The organism is Desulfatitalea alkaliphila (genome assembly GCF_022968795.1).
Taxonomy (GTDB): Bacteria; Desulfobacterota; Desulfobacteria; order Desulfobacterales; family Desulfosarcinaceae; genus Desulfatitalea; species Desulfatitalea alkaliphila.
Genome location: NZ_JALJRB010000015.1, coordinates 88,159 through 114,361, shown reverse-complemented (window position 1 = coordinate 114,361; position 26,203 = coordinate 88,159). Strand labels below are relative to the sequence as shown.

The 26,203-nt window shown below is 58.0% G+C and carries 26 protein-coding genes; 17 read left to right on the top strand and 9 right to left on the bottom strand.

Features of this window, described 5'->3' with window-relative positions; genetic code table 11:
* Positions 1-11: 11 nt before the first annotated feature.
* The 10 genes from MRX98_RS13800 to ilvA all read left to right on the top strand — a co-directional run bounded on the left by MRX98_RS13800 (position 12) and on the right by ilvA (position 9,193).
* Positions 12-1,292, top strand: a complete 1,281-nt coding sequence (locus tag MRX98_RS13800; protein ID WP_246910102.1) for a radical SAM protein — start codon at positions 12-14, stop codon at positions 1,290-1,292.
* A 113-nt stretch (positions 1,293-1,405) separates the two neighbouring features.
* Positions 1,406-1,750, top strand: a complete 345-nt coding sequence (locus MRX98_RS13795) for a type II toxin-antitoxin system PemK/MazF family toxin (RefSeq protein ID WP_343217764.1) — start codon at positions 1,406-1,408, stop codon at positions 1,748-1,750.
* A complete protein-coding gene (locus MRX98_RS13790) occupies positions 1,750-2,220 on the top strand; it encodes a hypothetical protein (RefSeq protein WP_246910097.1) in 471 nt (156 codons plus the stop codon). Before MRX98_RS13795 ends, MRX98_RS13790 begins: the two co-directional genes overlap by 1 nt.
* Before the next feature lie 177 nt (positions 2,221-2,397).
* On the top strand, positions 2,398-2,604 hold the full coding sequence (locus tag MRX98_RS22055; RefSeq protein ID WP_343217763.1) for a toxin-antitoxin system HicB family antitoxin: 207 nt from the start codon (positions 2,398-2,400) through the stop codon (positions 2,602-2,604).
* A 99-nt stretch (positions 2,605-2,703) separates the two neighbouring features.
* A complete protein-coding gene (locus tag MRX98_RS13780) occupies positions 2,704-3,243 on the top strand; it encodes a macro domain-containing protein (protein WP_246910094.1) in 540 nt (179 codons plus the stop codon).
* A 291-nt stretch (positions 3,244-3,534) separates the two neighbouring features.
* Entirely contained in the window at positions 3,535-4,086 is a 552-nt protein-coding gene (locus MRX98_RS13775; protein WP_246910091.1) for a hypothetical protein, read from the top strand.
* Positions 4,087-4,128: 42 nt separating this feature from the next.
* Entirely contained in the window at positions 4,129-5,040 is a 912-nt protein-coding gene (locus tag MRX98_RS13770; RefSeq protein WP_246910089.1) for a DMT family transporter, read from the top strand.
* A 440-nt stretch (positions 5,041-5,480) separates the two neighbouring features.
* Entirely contained in the window at positions 5,481-6,866 is a 1,386-nt protein-coding gene (locus MRX98_RS13765) for an alpha/beta hydrolase family protein (RefSeq protein WP_246910084.1), read from the top strand.
* Between the two features lie 56 nt (positions 6,867-6,922).
* Entirely contained in the window at positions 6,923-7,750 is an 828-nt protein-coding gene (locus MRX98_RS13760; protein ID WP_246910081.1) for a DUF6544 family protein, read from the top strand.
* A gap of 216 nt (positions 7,751-7,966) precedes the next feature.
* The gene (gene ilvA / locus MRX98_RS13755) at positions 7,967-9,193 is read left to right on the top strand and encodes a threonine ammonia-lyase (protein WP_246910066.1); all 1,227 of its coding nucleotides are present in this window, start codon (positions 7,967-7,969) and stop codon (positions 9,191-9,193) included.
* Positions 9,194-9,282: 89 nt separating this feature from the next.
* Here the strand turns inward: ilvA and MRX98_RS13750 are convergent, their stop codons facing one another.
* The 5 genes from MRX98_RS13750 to MRX98_RS13730 form a co-directional block, all read right to left on the bottom strand.
* Positions 9,283-10,518, bottom strand: a complete 1,236-nt coding sequence (locus MRX98_RS13750; protein ID WP_246910064.1) for an MFS transporter — start codon at positions 10,516-10,518, stop codon at positions 9,283-9,285.
* Positions 10,519-10,728: 210 nt separating this feature from the next.
* Positions 10,729-11,658 carry an AEC family transporter gene (locus MRX98_RS13745; RefSeq protein ID WP_246910062.1) on the bottom strand — a complete coding sequence of 310 codons (930 nt, stop codon included), beginning with the start codon at positions 11,656-11,658 and terminating at the stop codon, positions 10,729-10,731.
* A 94-nt stretch (positions 11,659-11,752) separates the two neighbouring features.
* Entirely contained in the window at positions 11,753-11,992 is a 240-nt protein-coding gene (locus tag MRX98_RS13740) for a hypothetical protein (RefSeq protein WP_246910059.1), read from the bottom strand.
* A gap of 51 nt (positions 11,993-12,043) precedes the next feature.
* On the bottom strand, positions 12,044-13,018 hold the full coding sequence (locus tag MRX98_RS13735) for an MBL fold metallo-hydrolase (RefSeq protein ID WP_246910056.1): 975 nt from the start codon (positions 13,016-13,018) through the stop codon (positions 12,044-12,046).
* 88 nt (positions 13,019-13,106) lie between these two features.
* Positions 13,107-13,517, bottom strand: a complete 411-nt coding sequence (locus tag MRX98_RS13730; RefSeq protein ID WP_246910052.1) for a pyridoxamine 5'-phosphate oxidase family protein — start codon at positions 13,515-13,517, stop codon at positions 13,107-13,109.
* A 471-nt stretch (positions 13,518-13,988) separates the two neighbouring features.
* On the opposite strand from MRX98_RS13730, the gene MRX98_RS13725 reads away from it, so the two are divergent.
* Positions 13,989-15,350 (top strand): sigma-54 interaction domain-containing protein, encoded by a 1,362-nt coding sequence (locus MRX98_RS13725; RefSeq protein ID WP_246910040.1) that lies wholly within the window; start codon positions 13,989-13,991, stop codon positions 15,348-15,350.
* 163 nt (positions 15,351-15,513) lie between these two features.
* Here the strand turns inward: MRX98_RS13725 and MRX98_RS13720 are convergent, their stop codons facing one another.
* Positions 15,514-15,756 carry a hypothetical protein gene (locus tag MRX98_RS13720; RefSeq protein ID WP_246910023.1) on the bottom strand — a complete coding sequence of 81 codons (243 nt, stop codon included), beginning with the start codon at positions 15,754-15,756 and terminating at the stop codon, positions 15,514-15,516.
* A 15-nt stretch (positions 15,757-15,771) separates the two neighbouring features.
* On the opposite strand from MRX98_RS13720, the gene MRX98_RS13715 reads away from it, so the two are divergent.
* From MRX98_RS13715 to MRX98_RS13695, 5 genes are all read left to right on the top strand, one after another.
* Entirely contained in the window at positions 15,772-17,091 is a 1,320-nt protein-coding gene (locus MRX98_RS13715; RefSeq protein WP_246910020.1) for a (Fe-S)-binding protein, read from the top strand.
* A 70-nt stretch (positions 17,092-17,161) separates the two neighbouring features.
* A complete protein-coding gene (locus MRX98_RS13710) occupies positions 17,162-17,524 on the top strand; it encodes a hypothetical protein (RefSeq protein ID WP_246910005.1) in 363 nt (120 codons plus the stop codon).
* Positions 17,525-17,587: 63 nt separating this feature from the next.
* Positions 17,588-18,004 carry a NifB/NifX family molybdenum-iron cluster-binding protein gene (locus MRX98_RS13705; protein ID WP_246910002.1) on the top strand — a complete coding sequence of 139 codons (417 nt, stop codon included), beginning with the start codon at positions 17,588-17,590 and terminating at the stop codon, positions 18,002-18,004.
* 246 nt (positions 18,005-18,250) lie between these two features.
* Positions 18,251-18,553, top strand: a complete 303-nt coding sequence (locus MRX98_RS13700; RefSeq protein ID WP_246910000.1) for a hypothetical protein — start codon at positions 18,251-18,253, stop codon at positions 18,551-18,553.
* A 221-nt stretch (positions 18,554-18,774) separates the two neighbouring features.
* On the top strand, positions 18,775-18,975 hold the full coding sequence (locus MRX98_RS13695; protein ID WP_246909998.1) for a cold-shock protein: 201 nt from the start codon (positions 18,775-18,777) through the stop codon (positions 18,973-18,975).
* Between the two features lie 122 nt (positions 18,976-19,097).
* Here the strand turns inward: MRX98_RS13695 and MRX98_RS13690 are convergent, their stop codons facing one another.
* On the bottom strand, positions 19,098-20,255 hold the full coding sequence (locus MRX98_RS13690) for an acyl-CoA dehydrogenase family protein (protein ID WP_246909996.1): 1,158 nt from the start codon (positions 20,253-20,255) through the stop codon (positions 19,098-19,100).
* Positions 20,256-20,537: 282 nt separating this feature from the next.
* Here MRX98_RS13690 and MRX98_RS13685 point away from each other — a divergent pair, with 282 nt between their 5' ends.
* Positions 20,538-22,109: a sigma-54 interaction domain-containing protein gene (locus MRX98_RS13685; protein WP_246909994.1), complete on the top strand. Its 1,572-nt coding sequence runs from the start codon at positions 20,538-20,540 to the stop codon at positions 22,107-22,109.
* A gap of 66 nt (positions 22,110-22,175) precedes the next feature.
* Here the strand turns inward: MRX98_RS13685 and MRX98_RS13680 are convergent, their stop codons facing one another.
* Together MRX98_RS13680 and MRX98_RS13675 are read right to left on the bottom strand one after the other, a co-directional pair.
* Entirely contained in the window at positions 22,176-23,825 is a 1,650-nt protein-coding gene (locus MRX98_RS13680) for a fatty acid--CoA ligase (protein ID WP_246909989.1), read from the bottom strand.
* A gap of 510 nt (positions 23,826-24,335) precedes the next feature.
* The gene (locus MRX98_RS13675) at positions 24,336-26,099 is read right to left on the bottom strand and encodes a sigma-54-dependent Fis family transcriptional regulator (RefSeq protein WP_246909986.1); all 1,764 of its coding nucleotides are present in this window, start codon (positions 26,097-26,099) and stop codon (positions 24,336-24,338) included.
* Positions 26,100-26,203: the final 104 nt, after the last annotated feature.

Below are 26,203 nucleotides of genomic sequence, written 5' to 3'. Positions count from 1 at the left end.
AAGGGAAATAAATGAATTGTAATCAGCAGCAGCATCTAATAATCAATGCAAAAAAATCAGGCCTTGATAAGTTTGTCAAACAAAGCGTTCCTTTGCGATTTGGTAAATATTCAGAAATCAAAACTTCAGATTTTGAGTTTTGCTTTAATCTAAACGGTGAAATCAAATCTATTCGAGGAATTAAGCCTGACTGGCCTCATCCGGCCGAGCACTTTAAGCGGACAACCGGAAATGATTGGATCTATTATACTGTGGGTGATAAGAGCAGCGATGATGGAATTATTTCCTGGATGGGGGAATATTATCTGCCTTGTTTGCCCTATTCCAGCAACCCGGTATGGGAAATTAACTATTTTTCCAATCCCACGGTTATGAGTGCATTGGCAGAATGGTCTCAATTGTTTGCCGACTTGTATATGGCAGATTCAAATGGATCGTACCCTCATGCAAAGGATCTTATAAAACGGATACTGGTGGCCAACGATGATCAGATGCTTTATGAACGTTCCCAGCAGTTGGACAAGATTATTGGCGGCAAGGTTACAGTACTTCCGCCCGATACCCGGCACGTAGATTATGACGTCATCCCTTTGACCATTGCAGATGGATGCCTTTATCATTGCAAATTTTGCTGTGTAAAAACAAAACAAAAATTTCAAGTAAGATCAAAAGAAAATATCTATGAACAGCTTAGAAATTTAAAAAATCATTTTGGTGACGATTTAGTCAATTATCATGCCCTGTTTCTTGCCAATCATGACGCCCTTGCCGCAGGTGACAATTTAATCTGCTTTGCTGCAGAAGAGGCCTATCAGGCATTTGGATTTAGACAGCGTATGGATCAAAAACCGTTTTTGTATCTCTTTGGCAGTGTTGGATCGTTCTTAGAGGCGGGACTACCATTATTCGATCATTTGAATCGATTGCCCTTTTACGCTTATGTCAATATTGGATTTGAATCCATTGATTCAGAGACGCTCTCCCTGATCGGTAAGCCGATTACTCCTGCTCAGGTACAAGAAGCCTTTGGGAAAATGTTAGAAATCAACGCGACTTTCGAACAAATAGAAGTCACTGGGAATTTCGTTGCTGGAGACAATTTGCCATCCAGGCATGAAGGCTCCTTGACGGATCTTTTAAAACATGCCGATTCAAAAAAGCAATCAAAGGGGGCAGTGTACATATCACCGCTAAAGGATAGTCCCCGCAAGAGAGAGCTTCTGCCACGATTTTTCAAAATAAAGGAGGAAAGCCGCCTGCCCGTATTTGTTTATCTGATCCAACGATTGTGACGCTTTATCATCCCAGTTAGATATGCAAGGGAAGGATGGGATAAGGCCTTTAAAGGGATGCGGAAAAAAGGCGATGATGCGCCCCTGATCGATGATATTGATGTTTCAAATTCATGGGACGAGGAAGAATGGCAGTGGTAATAAATCGTTTTGACTTTTACTTAGTAAGTCTCGATCCGACTGTTTGGTCTGAAATTCAGAAAACCAGACCTTGTTTAATTATCTCACCGGATGAAATGAACAAGTATATTCGAACCGTCATAATTGCTCCCATGACATCTACCAGCAAAGATTATCCAACACGAGTTTCATGCACTTTCAGAAAGAAACATGGCCATATCGTATTGGATCAGATTCGAACAATAGATAAAGAACACTTGATTAGAAAGCTTGGAACGATTGATTCAAAGGCTCAGTTGGAAGTCGTTTCAGTGTTGCAGAAGTTGTACGCATTCTAATGGCGCCCAACAAAGGCGTGCTTTCGGACTCGCTTTACTCGTCGCAGACGCCGAGCGTTGTGGGTATGAAATCTATGAATAACTTTCTTGGAATATGCCTTAAAGGTCTTCTTTTGTTTATACGTATTGCTTTTTATCCGATCAGAATACTTTGTAATGCAATTTATGGATATCATAGACCCTATATTGTCGGATACGCATGGTATTCAAAAGAAGAGTATCAAAAATTAATCGACGACTCTGATGATCGATTAGATGGAATTGTTCCAACTTACGATTTGTGGAAAAAGAAAGCCGATAAGGCCATATATCAATATCAAAATAGAGGTTGGATCGTTATTAAGGTGGCTGTTGAAATAGAGGAGTTAAAAGCGTGGCTGCACAATAACGAACTTCTAAATATCGGCGAAAATCGTCAAAGATACGTAAATCATAGGATGCGTGAATTTTTAGAGAACGCTATTATATGAAGGACGTACAACCACTGGCTCCATCACAGGGGTTGGGGCCAAAAAAGGGGCTCTCATCCGTGAGCCAGAGTTTGTGTGTTTCATCGAGCAACTCCGACAGGTCATCATTTGCCCCTTTGCAATGGTGCCAATATTGATGCTATGAGGCCATGACAAAAATCGATGATCTTCTATTGATTGTGTGGCATCCGGAAGCTTGTAGCGGATGGGGGATTGGACATTAGCAAAACCAATGAACCAATTCCCGATCCAATATCTGGCAACCATTTCAGCGATCAATCCATGGTTCGGGTGCCTCCGGAGGCACATCGAAAATTGGCCATCCAGGCTGCTGAATCCGGCGTAAGTCTCCATCGTAGTGCCGGCGCCAAATCGAGCCGATAAATGGATCTGTACACAGCATTGCCTTTTACTCGGTCGGCAGCACAGAATGTTATGCGATAATGAAAGATATCGCTTCCACTCGAAAGGAGACGAATCTTTATGGCAACACGAGAATTGCATGGTGTCAAAATAGAGTGTGTCCAGGGAAATATTGAGGGACAACCGGACATGGAGGCCATTGTAAATGCGGCCAACGCCGAGCTGCGGATCGGAGGTGGGGTTGCAGGCGCTATCCATAGGGCCGCAGGACCGGGTTTAGAAGCGGAGTGCAGGCCGCTTGCACCCATTCGACCAGGGGAGGCGGTTATAACCGGCGCGCATCATCTTCCGAACCGATATGTTATTCACTGCCTTGGGCCCGTCTACGGCATGGATAAGCCTTCTGATCGATTGCTGGCCTCTTGTTATCGCAATGCCCTGCAATTGTCGGAGGACAATGGCATCGGGTCCATCGCCTTTCCTGCGATATCCACAGGCGTTTTCGGCTATCCACTGGAACCGGCTGCGCGGGTTGCTCTGGGCACAATCTTCGAGATGCTGCCCATGCTTTCGACCGTTCATCATATTCGTATTGTTTTATTTAATAGCGCTGACATACAAGTATACGAGCAAGTCCTGAACGAATTCTCGGGGAAGTGATTTTTCGATGAGATCGAAGCGTTCGGTTGGCGCGGACAAGACATCAAGTTCGGCAAGGCTGAAGAAAACAGGCAGAGGTGAAAACACTCAGGGTGAAACAGCGGCTGATGGTCAAGGGTTGAAAGTGCTGAAAACAGCGGTGGGCCAAGCTTTTTTTCAGCGGACGCGTTTCACTCGTCCCTGCGAATATTGTTTTGATGCCTACCCAAGGAGCGTCCCGACGCGCCACGCAGGTTGCTTTGGCAGCCGTGCCGCGCCAGGCTGTCTTTGTGCTGAAGGAGACATCTGAAGATGAAACCGGAACCAAACCGTTATTCCTGGTCTTGCATATTATTAGGACTGTTGTTGCTAACGGGATGCGCCGTACCGCAACGGTTCTGGCCGCAGAAGGACATGGTGGGTGTTGATTTGGACGCCATTCCCGGCGAGCGTATTGTGCTCATCGTGTCGCGCGACACGGAATATAAGCGACTGCTCGTTGCAGAGCTTCAGAAACTGCTCGCGAGTGAGCAGATCCCGCACCATACGATGGGCATCCAACAGCTGGAAGAGATCGACACTGCGGGCTACTCTGCGGTGGTTGTGATCAACACGTGTCTGGCATGGGGTCTTGATCACGACGTTCGAACCTTCCTTGACCGCCAACAGACGACTGCCAACATCATCCTTCTGACGACTTCCGGCGAAGGATCCTGGCTTCCGGACATGCGCGAACATGATTTTGATGCGATGTCGGGTGCATCAGTGAAGGCGAATGTCGAGAATGTGGCTCAAGAACTCATGGCAAGGGTTCAGACCAAACTGGAACGTGCGGCGTCGACATCCAAGGGGCCTTTGCAATGAAGCAAATCGGTTTTACCGGTGGTATCGGCCCGGAATGAATCGTTGACGATTGAAATGGCGAGCGCAAGCACAGCTTTCATTGCCCTGGCGGCGCCTTGCTGGGGCTTATCGGGCGGAATCGGCGGTATCCTCATGGCCGGTGGTTGGGATGCCTTCGTGGTGTCCTTCTACCGGGGTGCCATCGGACTGCTGTTCGTGCTCGTTTGGCTACTGCTGCGGCCGCGGGGCAGCGGGCTGGCGAATCGCCGGTTATGGTTCTGGTCGGCGATTGCCGGCATCGGCGTGGCCGGCAATTTCGCGTTCTATTTCGTCAGCATTGCGCAGGGAAGCCTGGCGGTTGCGGTTACGTTGATGTACTGCGCCCCGGTGTTCGTGTATCTCGTGTCATTCGCACTGAAGCTTGAACGCCCCACCGCGTTGAAGTGGGTTGCCATCGCGGTGGTGATGGTGGGTATCGTGTTGCTGACACAAATTTACGACATCGGTGCGAGCGGCGTCACGCCGATCGGGGTGGGCGCCGGCCTGCTATCCGGGCTGTCCTACGCGATATTCATTTTCGGCTTTAAATATGCGGCGCCGCACGGCAGCCCGCAGGCCATTCTCTCAATCGCGTTCGTGGTACTGGCCATGATCCTTGTCCGGTCCGGCGACGCCGATCAGACGGTTGCCGCCTTGAGTACGCCGGATAGGCCGCTGTTCGCTGCAATAGGGGTGCTCGGCGCCGGTTTGTCGTTCGTTCTCTATGTTATCGGCCTGAATCATACGGCCCCGGCCGTGGCCGCCATCGTGGCAATGGTCGAACCGGTTACCGCGTCGCTGTTCGGTGTCGTGGTGTTGAACGAAAAGCTGGTTGGCCCGCAAATCGTGGGTATGGGGCTGGTATTGGTCACCGTAACGGCGATGAGCGTCTATTCGCGCTCCGGCCGGCCGCCTGCCGAATTCAGCAAGGGCTGATTTGCATTCTGATTTAAAATCCACCGTCAAGGTTTCTGCTTGGGGCGGATCGGGTGCCCTTCGATTTTGAGGACGACCGTCGCGAAAAAATCCGCTGGGAACAAACCGCGCGGTCGGCCACGGCCTTCATACGGTAAAATTGCGTTGCGCCTGCAAGCCGCCGCGCTGGAAAAAAACGGCATCCCTGCGGCTCAAGAAATCGGAAGTTTTCCCGATATCATCGATTGATTCGAATAATCGTGCGAATGCCGTCCGATGCCGGTCCAATATGAAGAGTGTGCGCTATGCCGCGAAAAATCAGTCGCTTGTCGTTTGTCATATTCTTGTTTTGTGCAATTGCCGCCTGTGGTGGGGGCAACGCTCCCGGGACGTCATCGCGCTGGAGCGCCTGCCCCGCGTATTTGGATGCCGGCCCGGGCCTCGAATGCCGCACGCTTGCCATGCCGCTGAATCACCAAGATGCCGAGGGCGCGTCGATCGACGTGCTGGTGATGCGCGCCAGGGGAGCGGGGGAGATCAAAAAGGGTCAAATCTGGTTTTTGATGGGTGGGCCGGGCGAAAGCATCGCGAGCTATGCCTATCCCCTGGAAGTCTGGGCGCAGCGCCATACCGAGTGGGACTACTATGCCGTTGAACACCGGGGTGCCGGGGCATCGAGCCCTTTGACCTGCCCCGGGTCGGCGGACGGGTCGGCCGAATGTGCGGCCGATCTGCTCTCGCAATGGGGGGAGGCCGGTCTGGCGATGTTCAACCCGACCCAGGCGGCGCACGATGTGGCGGCCTGGATGCACCGCGTGGGCGGCGAAGGCCGGCGCTTTCTCTACGGCGTCTCCTACGGCACTTATCTGGCGCAGCGATTCGCTTTCCTCTACCCGGACATGCTCGACGGCCTCATTCTCGACGGGGTCGTGCCGGCCGGTCCGGATAACGGGTTGTATCCCATCGATGTGTACGATCAGAATGCCAACCATCTGGTGCTCGATATCCTGCAGCGCTGCGATGCCGATCCCACCTGCGGCGGGCGCATGCAGACATATGGCGCCGACAGCCTGGCGGTACTCGATGACACCTATGCCCGAATCGACGGCGCCGGACTATGCGCGGACCTGAACCCCCTGATCAGCCGGGCCGCCCTGCGGCAGAAGCTGGCCGAGCTGGGCCGCAACTGGTGGGGCCGGATGGTGCTGCCGGCCCTGCTTTACCGCATCAACCGCTGCAGTGCAGATGACGTGGAGATCATCAAAGCCCTTTTCGCTGAAGAGGATGAGCCGGAGGAAGCGGAGGTGTACCCCTTGTTCAGCTACAATCTGGACACCCACATCATCACTTCCGAACTGATCGGCGGGCTGTCCCTGGACCAGGCGCAGGCGTTTTCCGATATCGCCTACGCAAGTCCGGATGAAACGCTGGACCAGTACATCGCCCGCGACCGGATCGGCTGGCCGATCTATCCCCTCGATGCCGCCACCCATCAGTGGCCGGCCACCGACAGCCCCATGCTGCTGCTCAACGGGGACATGGATCCCCAAACCCCGGTCCAATTCGCCCGCTTCGCCAAAAGCCACTACCCGGGCGACAGGCAGTACCTGGTCGAATTGCCCACCGCCAACCACGGCACCCTGATGATGACCTTGCTGCAGGGTATCGACGTCAATGCTGTGGACACCTGCGCCGGCAGGCTTCTGTTCGATTTTGTGGCCGATCCGGACACGCCGCCCGACACCGGGTGCACGGATTTGATGATCCGGCCCGATTTTTCCGGGGCCTCCGATCAGGCCCGGGAGGCGGCCAGGCGCTTCTTTCGCACCACCAGCGTTTGGGATTGACGAGAATGTCGCTTGCGCAGACAATATCCCCATCGTAAACGGATCAGGGTGCTTTTATGAAGTTCGTCTATGGATTCTTGGCAGTGCTGGGTTTTGGCCTGTTCGCGCTGTTGGCGCTGCGCCTGTGGGACGGCCGGGCGGAGAGAATGGAATGGTCCCGATTGACCGCCTTGCAGCCGGCGAACCCACCCGTATATGAACCCTCCATGGTGGCCGATTTGCCCGAACCGGCACGGCGCTTTTTCAATTTTGTCATTGCGCCCGGTACACCCTTGTGGACAGTGGCCGAAATCGATATGGGGGGGAAGTTCAGCTTGGGTTCGCGGGAGAACCCAAACTATCAACGGATGGACGCAAAGCAGATTCTCGCGGCGCCGGCGGGTTTTGTCTGGAAACTTCGTTTGCCGGGGGTCGTGCCCGTTTCCGGCTCTGATTCCGGTCGGTGGACCCGATTCCGTATTTTCGGCCTGCTGCCTGTTGCCCGGATGGGAGGCGATGCGGACCACGCCCGATCCGCATATGGTCGGTATGTCGCGGAGGCCGTGTTCTGGACCCCTGCGGCTTTGCTTCCCGGGCCGGGCATTGTTTGGGAGGCGGTGGATGAACACACGGCTCGCGTCACCGTGAGTCACATGGGGTTTGCACAGGCTGTGGATCTGAAGGTCGACGGTGATGGGCGCCCCATCGAGGTGCACTTCATGCGCTGGAGCGATGCAAATCCTGACAAAACGCATCGGCTGCAACCATTCGGTGGGCAATTGTCCGATTTCCGCGAAGTGCAAGGCTTTCGCCTTCCTTTCCGGGTGGCGGCGGGCAACATGTTCGGTACGGCAGACCACTTCGTCTTTTTCAAAGCCGAGGTCCAATCCATTCGCTTTCCTTAGCGCTACCCCATTGCGATAATTTCAGTGCTCCCTTCCGATACAATGAAGTTGTCCGGGGCTGTCCCCGCTTCTGTTTACTTGTGGACGACCCATCCCTATTTTCAGCCATGAAGAAGGTCATCGGGGATGACGGATTGATGAACGCTTTGCTTGCTGTTTGACCCCGGCGGCGCTGCGGTCCGCGGCAGGCGCCGATCGAAAAGGTGGAGAACGCCGATGCCTACCCTGGAAAAGATCGAGCAGACGTCGCGCCGGATCGACGATCACATCTTTCGAACGCCGCTGGTCTATTCGCCGACGCTCAGTTCGCAGTTCGATGCCCATATTTACCTGAAGCTCGAGAATCTTCAAAAAACAGGATCGTTCAAAATCAGAGGCGCGGCCGCCAAGCTGGTCCGGGGCTGCATGCAGAACACCATTTCAGCCAAAGGCGTGGTTACCGCCTCTGCCGGCAATCATGCCCAGGGCGTCGCCCTGGCGGCCCGGGAGGCAGGTCTGCCCGCCACCGTCGTCATGCCGCAGTGGTCATCGATCAGCAAGCGGGAGGCCACGCGCGGGTACGGCGGCAATATCATCATCAACGGCGCCACCCTGGAAGAGAGTGTCGCCAGGGCACGGGAAATAGCAAAGGAGGGGATGACCTTCATTCACCCCTTCGATGATGAGGACATCATCTGCGGCCAGGGGACCATCGGCCTGGAAATTCTTTCCGTTCTGCCGGATGTGGAGACAATCATCGTTCCGGTGGGCGGCGGTGGACTCATTGCGGGCATCGGCAGTGTCATCAAAGCGACGAACCCGCGGATACGGGTGATCGGTGTCGAAGCAGCAGCCTGTCCCTCTGCCCGGATGGCGCTGCGTGCCGGGAAGTGTGTGTCGGTTCCAGCGGAGCCCTCCCTTGCGGACGGCATCAGCGTGAAGCAGTTGGGTGAGATTCCGTTCCGGATGATTCGCAAGACGGTCGATGAACTGGTAACGGTGCAGGAGGCGGATATCGCCGCTTCGATGCAGATTCTGCTGGATCGCAAAAAGTTGCTGGCGGAGGGTGCCGGCGCGGCGCCCCTGGCTGCGCTGCTGAATGGCAGCGTCCGACACCGCCGTGACGAAAAAATCGTGCTCCTGGTTTCCGGCGGCAATGTGGACATCCCCCTTTTGGGCCGCATCATGCGGATCCGTTTGACCTTGAGTGACAGGCCCGGGGTATTGGCCCGTCTGCTGAACAAGGTGGCGGCCCTGGAAGCCAACATCTTGCACATCTATCATGATAGAAGCGCGCAGCGCAGCGCCATCGACGAAACCCGGGTCGAGTTGGAGCTGGAAACCCGCAACGATGCGCATATCCGTGAAATCGAAAATGCGCTCAAGGCGGACGGATATGCCATGGAGCCCACGGACTGCTCCGGACAGGGTGCCGGACCCACCGACCCCCCTGTCCGGGTTTGATCGGGAGGCCTATGCACCAAAAGTTCAGCGGCCGGCCGGAAAAAATTCTGGCTTTGGATATGGACGGCAACAATCCCTGATATCATCGATCAGAAGGATTCGTGTTCGCTGATCCGCATCGGGCGCAGGGTAAGCAGCAGCGCCCATGCGAAGAGGGCCACAAGGGTGACGATCCGGAACGCGAGCGCGTAGTTGCCGCTGATGTCGAACAAATATCCGGCCAGCAGGGGTCCGGTTGCCCCGCCGAGGGTGCCGAAAAAGACGACAACACCAAAAAGCGTGCCGTGGAAACGAATGCCGAACCACTCGGCCACCAGGGGGCTGATGGCGGTAAAACAACCGCCGTGGGCCAAACCATACAAAGCGCCAAAAAGATAGAGCATCCAGAGCTGGTGGGCGAACTGCAACCACACGAGATCGACCAATAGTAAAAAGAAACAGAAGCTCATGACGGGTTTGCTGCCCCTTCGATCGATGATCAGGCCGCAGACGAAACGCCCCAGCATGCTCACCGCACCGATGGTGGAAAGAATGCCGGCGGCTTGAATATGGGGGATGCCGACATCGCGGGCATAAGGGACGATGTGCAGCATGATAATCATCAGGCAGAAGACGAGGAACATATTGAGCATGCAGATGGTCCACAATTGGACCGTTCTGAATACTTGGGACAAGGAGAGCCCGGGGTCTGTTGCCGTGAGAGCCCTGTCGGCGGTCACCGGTCGGCTTGTCAATCCCGATGCGCCAGGATCACGGCGCAGCAATTGGGCCATGAGCAGCAAAATTAATGTAACACCAATACCGATGATCGCTATGGCCCACCGCCAGCCGTAAAGCAGGATCAGGGCGCCGGCGAGCAGCGGGATGAAAAATTGTCCGGCGCCGGTGCCCACCTTGACAATACCGGTCATGAATCCCCGCCGATGGGTGAACCAGCGGGCGATGGTGGTTAGCGCAATGACATCGATGGCGCTGAGACCCATTCCGAAGATGATGCCGAAAAAAAGGTAGAGTTCCCAGAGGGTGGTCACCCGGGCCATCAGGAGACAACCCAGCCCCAGCAGCAGTGCCGCGACCGACATGAGCCGGCGCGGCCCGAAACGGTCGTTCAAGCGGCCGACCATCATGCCAAAGAGACCCATGCTGAGAAAGGCGGTCGAAGATGCCCCGGAGATTGCGGCCCGGGACCAGCCGAACGCCTCCATCAGTGGGTTGAAGAAAACGCCGAAGGCAATATAGGTGCCTATCCCTAACGCCTGGATGCTGAAACAGAGGGCCGTAATCAGGTAGGCATAGGCGGGTTGCCGGGAAGATGGATTGGGCATGGTTTTCCTTGTTGGATCGGATGTGTTCACGCGATATGTCGCCGGGCGCCTGTGCGCGGCTTTTTGAGCTCCTTCCAAAAAGCCTGCGTCGATCAGAAATATGTGCGCTGGACGAAATATGGCCAATTTCTCATTGGATTTCAATATGGATACGCCATCCGGTCCGGTTCTCTCTTCAGGGCCGGTATTGCCGGTTTCAGGCCGGATGGATCAGCCCGACCCCACCTGGAGCCATAAGATGTAGGTCAGGGCGGAGGCCAGGGTGCTGATGGAGATGGTGGCGGAGGCCAGGTTGCTGTTGCCTTGCATCTCCTTGGCCATGATGTAGGTGATGGTGGCGGTGGGCGAGGCCAGCAGGATCAGCGCCGGCAATGTTTGCGTTGGTGGCAGGCCGAAGATCTGAAACAGCAGCCAGCCCGATGCGGGCATCAAAAGCACTTTGACGGCGGTGGCGCCGATGGCTTGCGGGAGGTGGGCGCGCATGTGGTCGAACGAGAGGGAGGCGCCGATGACCAGCAAGGCCAGGGGCAGGGCCATGCCGCTGAGGATGGCCAGTGTGCGTGCGACCACCAGCGGCAGCGGGAGGGCGAGCAGCGAAAAGAGCATGCCGGCCAGCACGGAGACGATCACCGGATTGGTCAAGAGTTGGCGCAACAGCAGCAAATGTTTGCCTTTGCGCGGTGTGCTGCGGGCCGGCGCGTGGGCTTGCAGGGCGACGATGGAAAGGGTGTTTTGCAGTATCATCAAAAAGCCGGCGATGACGCTGGCATGGGCCAGGCCCTCGCTGCCCAGATAGTAGAAGGCGACCGCCAGACCGATGTAGCCCAGGTTGCCGTGACCGGATACCTGGATGAAGGTGCCGGCGGAGGATCGGGGGATGCGGCTGACGCTGCAGATCAGCCAGGCGACGGCATAGGTGAGGGCCGCGACCGCCAGGGTGAGCAGAATCAAGCCGGGGCGGAGCAATGCGGTGAGGTCCGATTTGACGATGGCCTGAAACATCATGGCGGGGATGGCTACGTAAAATACCAGGCGGTTGGCGGGGGCGACGAAGGCCTCGGGCAGGAAGCCGCGCCGTTGCACGAGCCAACCCACCAGCACCACGATGAAGATGGGAATGATGGTGGTCAGGATGTGCATCGGGAGCTCCGCGGCTTTGGTTCAGGACCGTCGATCGGGCTGGGGTGGTGCGGCTCGCCCGCAAGGGCATCGTTTCGCTGTTGCCGCGGACAGCTCAAGGGTCTTCGTCGGGCGGCGTTTCCGGGTCGGGGACACCCTGCCCGACCCGCAGCAGCCGCAGGGCGAACCCCAGGCTGAGCGCCGCACTGATCAGGATGATGAAGTTGGCGGCGAAAAAGGTCAACACGAAGGAGAACGGATCGGTCAACCGGTACGCGCCGATGAGGACCTGGATGCCCAGGAGGGTGAACAGCAGTCCGATGAGCAGTAAAACACTGTTTTTGAGATAGGCCACGCCGTTGTCCTTTCCCGGCACATGTTCGGGTGCCTATCGGCTTATAACATCTCAGGCGCGGCCCTGAAACAGATAAGTGGTGCCCACTGAATTGAGCACGAACTGCTCGGGCATGGCGGCGGCGAAAGCATCGATGGCCTTCCAGCCGGTGCAATGGGTGGGGACCACCAGCTGCGGGGCGATTTCCTGCATGGCCTGCACCGTTGGTGCGATCAGGTCTTCGCCGGCGCCGCTGAGGTGAAAGCCGCCCAGCACGGCGTGCACCTGGTCGACGCCGGTCACGTTGCGGATGTGGGCGATGGTGTTGATGATACCGGCGTGGGAGCAGCCGCCCAGGATGACCAGGCCCCGGTCTTGAAGGTGAAAGGCGATGGCCTGATCGTCGACGAATTGGTCCTGTTGCCATTTGTCTTCGTGTTTGGCTTCCAGACTGGGCGTCCCTTTCTCGAAGGGGGTGGTGCGGGCCACTTGGCCGCAGACCAGGATGTGGCCATCGGCCATGGTGGAGGGCCCCTGGCGTTTGTCGAGGACGGCGCCGGCGGCGCTCAGGGAGGCCTCGGTCAAGGTGGGCATGGGCACCTGCATGCCGGGGCCGAGGTTGAGCCGCCGCTCGACGAAGGCGTCAGGGTGCACCACCAGGGGCATCTTGCGCTCCTGGCGTCGCAGAAAGGCGTCCAGGCCGCCGAAGTGGTCGAAGTGACCGTGGCTTAAAACGATGGCGCCCACATCTTCGATGCGCTGCTGCACCACGTCCAATTGAGCGGCGATGCTGATGGGCAGCAGGGCGGCGTTGTGGCTCAGGCAGGTGCCGGAGATGCCGGCGTCCATCAGCAGGGTGTGGCGCCCATTGGCGGTGTGGACGGTGACCAGATAGGAGAGACCGTGCTCGGCCATTGGGGCGTTGGGCGGCGTGGTGCGCATCCGTTTGACGGTTTCGGTGTCGGGCAGCAGGAGGTCGGTGTAGTTGTCCACCAGGAAGGTGACTTCGGCTTTGCGGACTTCGGTGAGCTGAACGGTGGTCGCCATGGCGGGTCTCCTTTGATGAAGGATGGCGGCCGGGGATCGTTCCCGGTATTGTGCCGCGAAGGTCGAACAATCCCCGGCCGGTTGCGAATCAGGACAGTTTCTTACCGGCGCCGGGTCCGGGCGCCACGCCGTAGATTTCATCGATTTTCAGGATGACCACCCCCTTGCATTTAAGGGGGTTGCCGGATTGGGTGCTGCGCTCTTCGATCCAGCGGCTGGTCTCCTCGAAACGCGGCCCGGTGGTCTCGATGGTGACGGTGCCCTTGAGCTGATAGCCTTCGTGACCCTCCCAGAAAGTGAGCGCGACGCGCGGATTGCTTTTCATGTTGGCCAGGGTTTTGTTGAGGAACTGATCCGATATGAGGACGGTTTCGGCATCGATGAGCCGCTTGGCCCCTACGGGCACGCCATTGGGCGAACCGTCGTTGGTTGCCGTGCAAAGTACGGCGGCGGGAACTTTCTTGAACAACTCCTGCATGCGTTCGGTCATTTTGGCCATGAAATACTCCTTTGGTGGTCGCGTTGGGCCGGTTTGTACCGGCCGGGTTGAGATGGCGGCAATGGGCGGCAACGCCATCATAGCGACTGCCGCGGTTTTCGTAAACCCGATCGGGGGGATCCGGTCCTGCCGTTGGCTATTCTTGGGCAGTGGTACGGATCGCCGATCTGCCCGGGTGGCCTATTGCCGCATCGTATACAGACAGCAACGGATATGCCAAAAAACGGATGGGTGAGTGGTTGCTGTGAAACGGCGGTGTTCTTCGAGCGGTTCTATGAGGGGGGCTCATGCGAATGGGCGTAACCGGCTTAGTCGCCGCGGTGGCGGTTCGGTTGCTGCGGTTCGGGCAGGACCCACGCGTAGTGAAAAGGATCGGTGGCGGCGCGTAGAGGGTTGCGGATAATCGTGCAATGTGCAATACGATGGTGGTTAATACATTGCAAAATGCATTAATGCAGAAAGAAGGCCGTTATGGCGCGCGACAAGGCCGCCCAGCAGCGAGACGTGATCCTGGACGCCCTCAACGAAGGGGTGTTCACGGTGGATATGGATTGGCGCATAACGGCCTTCAATCGTGCCGCAGAGCGCATTACGGGTGTGTCCCGTGGCGAGGCAATGGGCAAAGCCTGCTGTGACGTGTTCCATGCCAGCATTTGTGAGAATGCGTGTGCCTTGCGGCGCACATTCGATACGGAACAACCGGTGGTCAATGCCACGGCCCATATCGTAAACAACCAGGGGCACAGGGTGCCGATTCGCATTTCCACTGCCATTTTGCGGGACGGTGCCGGGCGAATGATCGGCGGGGTTGAATCGTTCCAGGACCTGAGCCAGGTGGAGCAGTTGCAGAAGGCCTTGGAACGGCGCTACACCTTCGAGGACATCGTCGGCCAGGGCAGCGCCATGATGCAGTTGTTCAAAGTGTTGCCGCGCATTGCCGACAGCGGCAGCACGGTGCTCATCGAAGGGGCCAGCGGCACCGGCAAGGAGTTGGTCGCCAGGGCGATCCACAACTTGTCGCCGCGCCGGGAGAAACGATTCGTGGCGGTCAACTGTGCTGCCTTGCCCGATGCCCTGCTGGAGAGCGAGTTGTTCGGTCACAAGGCCGGCGCATTTACCGACGCCCGGCGCGATCGGGTGGGCCGGTTCGAGCGCGCCGATGGGGGCACCATCCTGCTCGATGAGATCGGCGATATTTCGCCGGCCATGCAGATGCGACTGTTGCGGGTTTTGCAGGAGCGCCAGGTGGAGCCGCTGGGCGCTGCCCGGGCCATACCGGTGGACATCCGCGTGCTGGCGGCCACCAACAAGGATCTTGCCAATTTGGTACGCGAGGGGCGCTTCCGCGAAGACCTTTATTACCGCATTCGCGTGGTGCACATGGTGTTGCCGCCGCTTAAGGAACGGCGCGAGGACATTCCACTGCTGATCGATCACTTCATCAACAAATTCAATCGATTGCAGAACAAGGACATCGCCGGAGTAGCCCCCGAGGTGGCGGCGCGCTTGATGGCCCATGGATTTCCGGGCAATGTGCGCGAGCTGGAGAACATCATCGAGCAGGCGTTCGTCCTTTGCCGCGGGGGTTTGATTGAGCCGCACCATCTGCCGCCCGAATTTCAGGATGCAGGCGGCGCCGCCGGCCGGGGGTTCGGCGTGCGCAATTTGCAGGCCATGGAGCGCCGTTTCATCAGCGACGCCCTGGCCGCCCATAGCGGCAATCGCAAGATGGCCGCGGCGGAACTGGGCATCGATGTGGCTACCCTCTACCGCAAAATCAAGGCCCATGGCATTGTCGTGCCGGACCGCGACGGGCGTGGGCGGCGACGATAATCATGCATTGTGCACGGATGTGGTAGGTGGCCGGCACCATTTTCCCGGCCCCGATGGGACGCGGCCATCGACCGGGTGCTGCGGCAGCCGCACTCTGTGCGTCTTTGCGATACGATGGCGGCCTGTCGATAATTAAATAAAATCAGCTGTTCGGCAGGGATTGTCATGGCCGGCCGGCCAATCCCGGCAATTCTTTTTCATCCTCCCTTTCATTGTCTTTACCCCCCTTCTTTCGGTTGGCACATTGAATGCTAAACACCATGGACAGGTACAGGTGGCTTGATGTGTTGCAACAACCACCGCCCGGTGTCGCCGCCTTTGGCCTGCGTCTGACGCGGCCGGGGCAAAGCGTTTCCGGCACCGCCGGTTCAACCATCACTGTTTGTTTTATGTCGATTTCAACCAAGGAGGGTGTTTGCCTATGGCCGAGCAACCAATCAAACTGGGTGCGGAACGTAAAACCACGTTCCTGGAGAAGGTGAAGGAGCTGCTGCCCGAAGGTGGCAACCTGAACCTGTGTCTGACATGCGGGGCCTGTTCCTCGGGGTGTCCGGCGACGGGGCTGGAGAACATGGATCCGCGCAAATTCCTGCGTATGGCGGCGCTAGGGATGGATGAGGAGATCAGAAAGAGCGAATGGGTCTGGATGTGCTCCATGTGCCAACGCTGCATCTATGTATGCCCCATGCAGATCAACATTCCCCAACTGGTGTACAACGCCCGGGCATTGTGGCCCCGGGAGGAGCGGCCCAAGGGGATTTTGGGCTCCTGCGACATGGCCTTGCGCAACGACAGCTGCAGCGCCATGGGCACCTCGCCCGAGGATTTCGAGTTCGTGGTGCAGGATGTGTTGGATGAGTATCGCGAGGCCCAACCGGAATTCGCCGATATGGAAGCGCCCATCGACAAGCAGGGAGCGGAATTCTTTCTCAACCAGAACTCCCGCGAACCGGTGACCGAACCGGATGAAATGGTGCCCCTGTGGAAGATCCTGCATTTGGCCGGCGCCGACTGGACTTATGGTTCGAAGGGTTGGGGGGGCGAGAACTACTGTATGTTCCTGGCAGACGACGATGCCTGGAAACACCTGACCACCACCACCGTCAAGCAGGCCGACGATTTGGGGTGTCCCATTTATCTCAACACGGAGTGAGGGCACGTAACCTTCTCAGTCCTGTATGGACTGAAAAAGTTCAATATTGAACACAAGTGCGAAGTGAAAAATATCTACGAATATTATGCCAAGTGGATCCGGGAAGGCAAACTGAAAGTCAATTCCGACTGGAACAAGGATTTGAAGGTCAAGTTCACCGTCCAGGATCCATGCCAGATCGTACGTAAGAGCTATGGCGATCCCATTGCCGAAGACCTGCGCTATGTGGTCAAGGCGGTGGTCGGCGAGGAGAATTTCATCGACATGACACCCAATCGCTCCAACAACTTCTGCTGTGGCGGTGGCGGTGGGTTTCTGCAATCCGGCTACAAAGAGCAACGGCTCGAATACGGTCGTTTGAAGGATGAGCAGATCCAGGTCACCGGCGCCGATTATTGCATCGCGGGTTGCCACAACTGCCACGCGCAGATTCATGAGTTGAGCGAGCATTACGGCGGGGGTTACGGCGTGGTCCATTTGTGGACGCTGATCTGCCTCTCCTTGGGTATTCTGGGCCCCAACGAGAGGGAGTACCTGCATGACGATCTGAAAGAGGTCAACGTATTCCATCCCGAATCGGCGATGTAGAACAAGGGCGTCCGTTCCCGACCGGGAGCGGACGCCCTAAGGTATTCAACTCAGGGAGGGAGGGCGTATTATGGAACTACTCACCCTCGATGAATTGAAAAGAAAACGGGAAGCAGATCTGGTCGGCTCTGTGCAAGCGATCGGGGCGCACCGGGAAACCTATCGGGAGATCAAACGGCTTGTCGGCCGCATCAACAACGGGCCGGTGGATGTGGGCGAGTACCACAGCACCGCCAGTCGGCTGGGGACCATGCTGATCGACATGACCAGGGGAATCGACAACACCATTTTCCACTACTTCGCCGACAACATCGATCCGGGTCGAGCCGGCGATGTGCGCTGTTTTCGCCTGGAATGCCTGGAGCTGGCCGATCAGATTCGGCAGTTGGACCAGTGGCGCACCGGCCGGCACCGCCTCAGGAGAATCAAATAACCGGATGACGCTCATTTTGACGCCCCGTGACCGAGGGCCTGCGGTGGGAATGGACCAGGTGCCATGAAAGCGGCCTTTGCCATCTGGAATGATCGAATCGCGCCGTTGTTCGATACCTCCCACCACGCCCAGGTGGTGGAAGTGGTTTCCGGGCGTATTATTTGCCAGCGGCGTGAGTGTTTTGAGGATCAAACGGCGGTGGGCAAGGTGTTCTGCCTGGTGGAGTGGGGGGTTGGCACTTTGATTTGCGGTGCGATATCGCGTCCTTTGCAAGCCATCGTCACGGCCCATGGCATCCAGGTGGTTGCCTTTGTGGCCGGTGATCTGCAGGATGTGACCCGGGCCTGGCTGGAGGGCCGCGTTATGGAAGCCGGCTATGCCATGCCCGGACATGGCAATCGTTGCGCCGGGAGGCAGTACACCGCCGACCCTGCCGCGGTGCACACACTTTCAAGGGGAGGTGGCGGCGATGAACGGTAAAGGTGGTGGTGGCCGCTCGGGTGGCGGCCGTGGACAAAAAGGTTCCGGACAGGCCAGCGGCGCCGGTCGCGGACGCGGCGGAGGTGGATTTGCCGCCGGCCCCGGTGGTCAGTGCGTTTGCCCTCAGTGTGGCCATGAAACGGCCCATCAGCGCGGGATACCGTGCCCCCAGACCCAATGTCCCCAATGCGGCACAGCCATGGTGCGGAAATAGGCGATGATGCGTCGGCGGACGGGGGGGCGCCAATGGATTTGATATTGACCCTGGACCTGTCCGGACACTGCATCGAGACCGAATTGAAGCGGTTGTACAACCGTGCATTGGCGGCCTGTTTGCGTCCCGGTGGCGACATAACCGTGTCCGAAAACATCGTCGAACTGACGCGTCAAGCTCTCACCCGTTACGATTTCGGGCTGTTGCGCAGCCGCTACACGGCGTTGGCAGGTCATTCAGAGGTCAAGGTCACCCTGGCCGCCGAGCAAGGGGAGCCGGTGCTCCGTATCGATGGCCGCCCTGTCAGTGCTGATGGCCCGGTTCGCAAGAGCTGAGCCGGGCCATTGAAAAGGCATCCGGAAAAACAGCCACATTTATGCCAAAAATGTGACTTATTGACTTGATTTCAGGCAAAGGCGGGGTTATGCTTCATTTAACAAATGAATCCCGTCCGCCGACCAGGGGGGCGGCAAAGCGTCGGAGGCGCAATTTGTGCCGCAGAGCGTCGATGCCGGCGCTGGTGATGGCAACTTCAGGAAAAAGGAAGTAAGGTAGCATGGCAACCGGAATTGTAAAGTGGTTCAACGAGAAGAAGGGGTTTGGGTTCATTGAACAAGAAAATGGGCCGGATGTATTTGTTCATCATTCAGGAATCAAGATGGAGGGTTTCAGAACGTTGAAGGAGGGCGCGCGCGTTTCCTTTGACATCGAACAAGGCCAGAAGGGCCCGGCCGCCGTGAATGTGGTGATGATCTGACTTTTCTTCCCTAAAGGCATCAAACCGTTTCAGGGTTCCCCCACCCGGGGGAACCCTGAAACGACGCTTAACGCCTCTCCGGAGCAGCACAGGCTAAGGAGGGTAGGGCGGTTAACGCCGCACTATTTGAGCTTTCCGAGTAGCGCGCTGGCGATGGTGTTCTTCTGAATCTCCTTGGTCCCCTCGTAAATCTCAGTAATCTTGGCATCCCGATAGAAACGTTCCACCTCGTACTCGGCCATGTATCCGTAACCGCCGAGCAGTTGGATGGCTTCGTCGCACACCTCCACCGCGGTGCGTGCGGCGTACATCTTGGCCATGGAGGTCAGTTTGGGATCGATGCGTCCCTGGTCGAAGTTCCAGGCCGCCTTGTAAGTGAGCAGCCGGGCCGCCTCGACCTTGGTGGCCATGTCGGCCAGTTTGTGCTGGGTGGCCTGAAACTGGGCGATCTTCTTGCCGAACTGTTCCCGCTGCTTGACGTAGGCCAGGGCGCGGTCCAGGCCGCCCTGGGCGGTGCCCAGGGCCTGGGCGGCCACCAGGATCCGGCTTTCATCGAAGAATTCGAGCAATTGGTAAAATCCCCGGTTCTCTTCACCGATCAGGTTGCCGGCCGGCACGCGCACATCCTTGAACACCACTTCGGCGGTGTAAGAGAGGGTGATGCCCATTTTCTTGCCCACATCCTGGTAGGAGACACCGGGATTGTCGGCTTCCACCAAGATGATGCTCAAACCGCGGTGGGGCGGCGAAGCATCGGGGTTGGTTTTGCACAACACATTGTAAAATCCGGCCAGCGGCCCGCTGTTGGTGATGAAGATCTTGGTGCCGTTGATGACCCACTCATCACCGTCACGTACCGCCGTGGTCTCCACGGTGGTGATGTCCGAGCCGTGATCCGCCTCGGTGAAGGCGCCGCAGGAAAGGCACTCGCCTTCGGCCACCTTGGGTAGCCATTTGGCCTTCTGTTCTTCGGTGCCGAAATGGAGAATCATCTCGGTGGCGAAGTCGGCGATCAGCAGGCAGGTGCCCACCGTGCTGTCGCCACGGGCCAGCTCCTCGGCCACCAGGATGTTTTCCATGACGCCCGTGCCTTGCCCGGAGTACTTCTCGGGAAAGTGAATGCCGATAAAGCCCAGCTCGGCGGCTTTTTTCCAGAGCCGTTCAGGGTAGGCATGCCGTTCGATCAGATCGTTGATCTCCTCCTTTTTGAATTCGCCCTTTACGAAGTCCCGGACCGCCTTCTGGATTTGTACTTGTTCCTTGGTGAGTTCAAACTCCATAAATATCCTCCTTATAACGTCGGTTGGTGTGTCGTGGTCATCACCGCCTGCAATGGCGCGGCACCTTACGGTGTTGCACATGGGATCGCATCGCTGGGCGACGTCGATTCAGTATACCAAACCCATAAATAACAGCAATGATTATGCCACAAAAAATTGACATATCATTCAGTGGCTTATTGATCTTTAGGAGATGGTTCCGTCCCATGGTCAAGAAAAAACTGGCATATGGAACGGATTGGGGCTAATCTGCGCCATGGAACAGCAAAATTGAGGTGATGCATGTCTTTCGTTTCCATCGACGAGAACGAGTTTTTCCGCGAATCCACCTTGCGCATCTGCGGCAGCCTGGACATCGAAAAAGCCATGCAGCGTTGCCTGCGGTTCATGGTGCGCCACATCCCGGCCAGCCGGCTCTGTTTTCATATTTACGACCGGGAGATAGGCATCGTTGAAACTGTCGCCATGGCAACGGTGGACCACTGCGAAGCCATGTCCCTGCAGACCCCTTTGTCGGCCGAGGCGCGCCGGCAGGTGGAGGCCCAGCGCGCTTCGCGCATCAAGCGCATGGACCGGATGGGTGATGACCTGGTGGCCGGCCCGGTGGTGCGCCATTTCGCCGCCGAGGACCTGTCCGGGCTGTTGCTCGATTTGGCCCTGGAACGCAATTTCATCGGCACCGTATCGGTGTTCAGCGCACCCGGCCGGCGTTTCAACCAGGACCACGTGCGCTTGCTGTCGCTGCTCAACATGCCTTTTGCCATCGCCCTGGCCAACAGCTTGCGCTACCGGGAGTTGCGCAAGCTGCGGGACATGCTGGCCGACGACAACCGTTACCTGCAAGAAGAATTGCGCCAGATGGCGGGCGAGGAGGTGGTGGGCGCCGGCTTCGGGCTGCGGGAGGTCATGGAGATGGTGCGCCAGGTGGCGCCCCTGGACAGCCCGGTGCTGCTGCTGGGCGAGACAGGGGTGGGCAAGGAGGTGGTGGCCAATGCGATCCACAATCTCTCCCAGCGACGCAACGGCCCCTTCATCCGGGTCAACTGCGGCGCCATACCGGGCACCCTGATGGACAGCGAGCTGTTCGGCCATGAAAAGGGGGCCTTCACCGGTGCGCTGACGCGCAAGCGCGGACGGTTCGAGCGGGCCGACGGCGGCACCATCTTCCTGGACGAGGTCGGCGAACTCTCGCTGGAAGCCCAGGTCCGATTGTTGCGGGTGTTGCAGGCCAGGGAGATCGAACGGGTGGGGGGCAGCGGTCCGGTCCGGGTGGACATTCGCATCATCGCCGCAACGCACCGCAACCTGGAACAGATGCTCGCCGAGGGCCGATTTCGCGAAGACCTCTACTTTCGGCTGCGGGTTTTCCCCATCGCCATCCCGCCCCTGCGGCAGCGCAGCGAGGACATCCCGGCGCTGGTGCAGCATTTCATCCGCAAAAAGGCGCGGGAGATGAAGCGTTCCAGCCTGCCGGCCATCGCGCCGGGGGCCCTGAACCGGCTGGTTCGCTACAGTTGGCCGGGCAACGCCCGGGAGCTGGAAAACGCGGTGGAGCGGGCTTTGATCGTCAGTCGCGGGGCGCCACTGGCGTTCAAGGACATCGATCCGGCGGCGCCGGCCGTTGCCGGATCTTACGGTCCACGGGCGGCCGTCGACAACGCAGCGCAGGGTTTGGATCAGGTGATGGAGCGGCACATTCGACGCGTGCTGGCCGAATGCGGCGGGCGCATCGAAGGCCCCGCGGGCGCTGCCCGCGTTTTGCGCATCCACCCTTCCACGCTGCGCAAACGCATGCGCAAGCTGGGCATCCCCTTCGGGCGCAAGGCCGATCAACCCCACCAAAGCCTCTCCTGATGCAAAGTCGTTGCCCGGCAGGGCACGTTGGGTGGTCTGCCGGGCAACGATTAAACAACGATGGCGCTAACCCTGGAACTGTTTGCGCATCTCCTTCTTGTTGAGCTTGCCGACGCTGGTCTTGGGCAGGGCGTCCACCTTCACCACCCGGTCGGGCACGCCATACTTGGGAAGTACGCCGTCATCGGCGAACTTGGCCACGAATTGCTTGATCTCCTCTTCCTGAAAACCGGCCACCTGGTCCGGCTTGGGCACCACCAGGGCCACCGGACGTTCGCCCCACTTCTCGTCGGCCACGCCGATAACCGCCACTTCGCTCACCGCCGGATGGCGGCTGATGATGTCCTCCAACTCCAGGGAGGAGACCCACTCGCCGCCGGTTTTGATCACGTCCTTCAGGCGGTCGGTGATCTGTAGATAGCCCAGTTCATCGATGAAACCGATGTCGCCGGTGTGCAGCCAGCCGTCGGCCCACAGCGCTTCGCTCTTCTCCGGATCCTTGACATAGCCTTGGGTCAGCCAGGGAGTGCGCACCACCACCTCGCCGGTGCTTTTGCCGTCGTTGGGCAGGGCCTTGCCGTTGGCGTCCCTGACCTCCAGCAGCACGTTGGTCGCCGGCAGTCCGGTGCGGCAGCGGATCTTGATCTGCTCTTCCGCATCCCAATCGAGCATTTCCGGCTTGAGCATGGCCAGGGTGAGCACCGGGCAGGTCTCGGACATGCCATAGCCGGTGTAGACATTGATCTTCAGATCGAGGGCCGCCTTGCACAAGCCGCGGGGCAGGGCCGAACCGCCGATCACCACTTTCCAGCCGGAGAGATCCAGTTTCTGGACCGCCGGGCTGGAGACCAGCATGTGCAGGATGGTGGGCACGCAGTGGGAGAAGGTGACCTTCTCCTGCAGCTTGAGTTTGAGCAGCATCTCCGGCTCGTAGCGGCCGGGGTAAACCTGCTTGGCGCCCAGCAGGGTCATCACGTAGGGCATGCCCCAAGCATGTACATGGAACATGGGGGTGATGGGCATGTAGACATCGGCGGAGTTGACATTGGCCTGATTGGCGAACCCGCTCATGTTGGTGATCACGGCATACGTGTGCAGCACCAGTTGGCGATGGCTGAAAAAGACCCCCTTGGGCAGACCCGTGGTCCCCGTGGTGTAGAAGGTGGTGGCCATGGTGTTCTCGTCCAGATCGGGAAAGTCGTAAGTGGGGGCGGCGCCGGCCAACAGGGCCTCATACTCCACATCGATGGGCACGGTGGTCTGCGGTGTGGTCTTGGTGTCGGAAATCAACACGATCTTCTTGACTGTGGAAAACTGGTCTTTAACCGCCTCGAGCATGGGCAGGAACTCTTCGTTGACCAGGATCACATCGTCTTCGGCGTGGTTGATGGTGTAGATCAACTGTTCCGGCGAGAGGCGGATGTTGATGGTGTGCAGCACCGCGCCCATGGAGGGAACGGCGAAGAAGCACTCCAAGTAGCGATGGCTGTCCCAGTCCATCACCGCCACCGTGGCCCCGGGCCCCACGCCGAGGCTTTCCAGACCGCTTGCCAAGCGGCAGACCCGCTCCCCGAATTGGCGGTAGGTAAAACGCGCTTGATCACGATAGATGATCTCCTGATCGGGAGAATAGATCAGCGGGGTGCGCAGCAGGTTTTTGATGAGCAAGGGAAACCCGTAAGCGGAAGGGGTGGGTTGGATGAGTCTTGCGGCCATGTGTCCTCCTGAGTTTGATAATGGTTTTAATGAATGATGCCCGTTCGGTATCCGAAGGTGTTTAGCAAGGGAGGTGCCAGGTGCGGCGGCGGGTGCATCGGGACAGGTCTCCCTCGCCATGCGGCAACAATATTACAGGTTCGACAATAGGGGATTCGCCGCAGTTGGTGAGGTAGGAGCGGATTAATTGTTGCACCTTGGGAGGGCGGCTCACCAATGAACGGTCGTTTGCCGAAGCCCACAGCAGCTTTTTGAGGATACGCGAAATGGATACACGGTGTGAGTTATTCAAAACTCATAATTCATCAAAATAAAACCTAACCCATTGTAACTAAAAAATATTCATTGTAAAAATAAATATACCCAAAACGAGTTATTAATGACACATGGCGCATTCGCGGTGCACACCCTAGGTAAAACAGGTAGCGCACCCTTGGTGCCGGACTTTATGCCTCGGTTATGTGCTGTGCATCGTCGGCATGGGTGCGCTGCACCCGAAAGCACCGCTGCTTATTTCCCCTCCGCGCCGTCGATGCCCAGTCGTTTGATCTTCAGGTAGAGGGTTTTTCTTTCCACCCCTAAAATCGCCGCCACCTTGGTGCGGTTCCACTGGTGGCGGTGCAGCAGGCCGGCGATGTAGGCTTTCTCGAAGGCGCGCAGAGCGTCGCGCAGCGGTTTCTGGTGGTTGAGAAAGCGGTTGGTCGGATTGTCCGCCGCCTGGGCGCCGCTGCGCAGGGTGAAGCCCATGAGGTCCAGGGATTGCAGGCTGATGTAGCGTTGCAGGGTGTTTTCCAGTTCGCGCACATTGCCCGGCCAGCCGTGATTGAGCAGTGCCTCCAGTTCATGGCCGCGCAGGACGGGCACCTCTTTGTCGCGGCTGTGTTTGGCCAGGAAGTGCTCCACCAGCAGGGCGATGTCTTCGCGCCGTTCCCGCAGGGGCGGAAGTTGGATGGGGATGATGTGGATGCGGTAGAAGAAATCTTCGCGCATGCTGCCCTTTTCGATGAGCTGGGTCAGGCTCTGGTTGGTGGCGGCGATGATGCGCAGGTCGGGTTTTTTTACCGTCAGCCCGCCGATGGGTGTGAAGCCGCCCCCCTCGAGCACCCGCAGCAGTTTGACCTGCATCTCTTCCTTGATCTCCCCCAGCTCGTCCAGAAAGAGGGTGCCCTTGTCGGCCGCGTCCAGCAGGCCGCGCTTTTTCTGGTGGGCGCCGGTGAAGGCCCCCTTTTCGTAACCGAAAAATTCGCTTTCCAACAAGTTGGCGGGAATGGCGCCGCAATTGACGGGTACGAAGGGGTGTTCGGCGCGGTCGCTCATGGTGTGAATGGCCCGGGCCACCAGCTCCTTGCCGGTGCCCGATTCGCCATAGATGATCACGTTGGCGTCAATGGCCGCGGCGCGCAGGATCATTTCGTACACCTTCTGCATGGCCGCGCTTTTGCCGACGATGTCGCCGAAGCGGTAACGGTCCTTGATGGTGGCCCGCAACCGCAGGTTCTCTTTCTTGAGATAGGCCTCCTTCTCTTTGAGGGCCAGTTCCGCCTGCTTGCGCTCATGGATGTCGATCACCACCGACTGTTTGTCGGTCACCTGGTCGTCGATGCCCAGCAGCGGGGAGCTGAAGGCGATGTACCATCGACCGTCCAGCGGGCTTTGAAACTCGCGGCGCACCGTTTCGCCCTGGAACACCTGGTGACGGTCGCACCACGGGCATGGCTCGGGCAGGTTGAAGATGGCCCTGTGGCAAGGCTCTCCGATGGCATCGCGGCCGATCATGTCACGCAGCCGTTTGTTCATGAAGGCCAGGCGCATATCGGCGTCACAGGTGTAGGTGAAGCCGCCGAAGGCTTCCAGGATGCCGCTGAGTTTGGCTTCGCTGGTCCGCAGCTCCCGTTCCACCTTTTTCAGGGGGGTGATGTCGAACAGGGAGGCCACGCTCAAATCGGTGCCGGCGATCATGTTGACCCGCAGCCAGATGTCCCGCTTCTGCCCCAGGGTGTCCACCAGCTTGAACTCATAGGCCTGGGGCACGGCATCGGGGGTGTGGCGCCGGGCGTTGTGATAGCGGAGCATCCGCTCGCGGTCGCGGGGATCGGCGATCACCTGCGTCCAGGGCAACTTGCCCTCGATCTGCTCCTTGGCCATGCCCACCAGGGCGGCGAAGGCCGAATTGGCCATGGCGATGGTGGTGTCCTTCTCGATGATGATGGTACCGGCGCCGGTGGTCTCGAAAACGGTGCGGTACAGGGCGGGGTTGTCGGTGGTGGTCTTCATGGTCGATTGTCGGTGGCATTCATTTGATGAAGCGCCTTTGAAATTGAATTGATTTTTGTGTCGAACCTGTTATCGTTTTCCGAACAATCGTTCTATAAAAGCGG

Excerpts from the sequence above, each read along its gene's own strand:
- MRX98_RS13800 (WP_246910102.1), top strand. The coding sequence starts at position 12 with ATGAATTGTAATCAGCAGCAGCATCTAATAATCAATGCAAAAAAATCA.
- MRX98_RS13795 (WP_343217764.1), top strand. The coding sequence starts at position 1,406 with ATGGGACGAGGAAGAATGGCAGTGGTAATAAATCGTTTTGACTTTTAC.
- MRX98_RS13790 (WP_246910097.1), top strand. The coding sequence starts at position 1,750 with ATGGCGCCCAACAAAGGCGTGCTTTCGGACTCGCTTTACTCGTCGCAG.
- MRX98_RS13780 (WP_246910094.1), top strand. The coding sequence starts at position 2,704 with ATGGCAACACGAGAATTGCATGGTGTCAAAATAGAGTGTGTCCAGGGA.
- MRX98_RS13775 (WP_246910091.1), top strand. The coding sequence starts at position 3,535 with ATGAAACCGGAACCAAACCGTTATTCCTGGTCTTGCATATTATTAGGA.
- MRX98_RS13765 (WP_246910084.1), top strand. The coding sequence starts at position 5,481 with ATGCCGCTGAATCACCAAGATGCCGAGGGCGCGTCGATCGACGTGCTG.
- MRX98_RS13760 (WP_246910081.1), top strand. The coding sequence starts at position 6,923 with ATGAAGTTCGTCTATGGATTCTTGGCAGTGCTGGGTTTTGGCCTGTTC.
- ilvA (WP_246910066.1), top strand. The coding sequence starts at position 7,967 with ATGCCTACCCTGGAAAAGATCGAGCAGACGTCGCGCCGGATCGACGAT.
- MRX98_RS13750 (WP_246910064.1), bottom strand. The coding sequence starts at position 10,518 with ATGCCCAATCCATCTTCCCGGCAACCCGCCTATGCCTACCTGATTACG.
- MRX98_RS13745 (WP_246910062.1), bottom strand. The coding sequence starts at position 11,658 with ATGCACATCCTGACCACCATCATTCCCATCTTCATCGTGGTGCTGGTG.
- MRX98_RS13735 (WP_246910056.1), bottom strand. The coding sequence starts at position 13,018 with ATGGCGACCACCGTTCAGCTCACCGAAGTCCGCAAAGCCGAAGTCACC.
- MRX98_RS13730 (WP_246910052.1), bottom strand. The coding sequence starts at position 13,517 with ATGGCCAAAATGACCGAACGCATGCAGGAGTTGTTCAAGAAAGTTCCC.
- MRX98_RS13725 (WP_246910040.1), top strand. The coding sequence starts at position 13,989 with ATGGCGCGCGACAAGGCCGCCCAGCAGCGAGACGTGATCCTGGACGCC.
- MRX98_RS13710 (WP_246910005.1), top strand. The coding sequence starts at position 17,162 with ATGGAACTACTCACCCTCGATGAATTGAAAAGAAAACGGGAAGCAGAT.
- MRX98_RS13705 (WP_246910002.1), top strand. The coding sequence starts at position 17,588 with ATGAAAGCGGCCTTTGCCATCTGGAATGATCGAATCGCGCCGTTGTTC.
- MRX98_RS13700 (WP_246910000.1), top strand. The coding sequence starts at position 18,251 with ATGGATTTGATATTGACCCTGGACCTGTCCGGACACTGCATCGAGACC.
- MRX98_RS13695 (WP_246909998.1), top strand. The coding sequence starts at position 18,775 with ATGGCAACCGGAATTGTAAAGTGGTTCAACGAGAAGAAGGGGTTTGGG.
- MRX98_RS13690 (WP_246909996.1), bottom strand. The coding sequence starts at position 20,255 with ATGGAGTTTGAACTCACCAAGGAACAAGTACAAATCCAGAAGGCGGTC.
- MRX98_RS13685 (WP_246909994.1), top strand. The coding sequence starts at position 20,538 with ATGTCTTTCGTTTCCATCGACGAGAACGAGTTTTTCCGCGAATCCACC.
- MRX98_RS13680 (WP_246909989.1), bottom strand. The coding sequence starts at position 23,825 with ATGGCCGCAAGACTCATCCAACCCACCCCTTCCGCTTACGGGTTTCCC.
- MRX98_RS13675 (WP_246909986.1), bottom strand. The coding sequence starts at position 26,099 with ATGAAGACCACCACCGACAACCCCGCCCTGTACCGCACCGTTTTCGAG.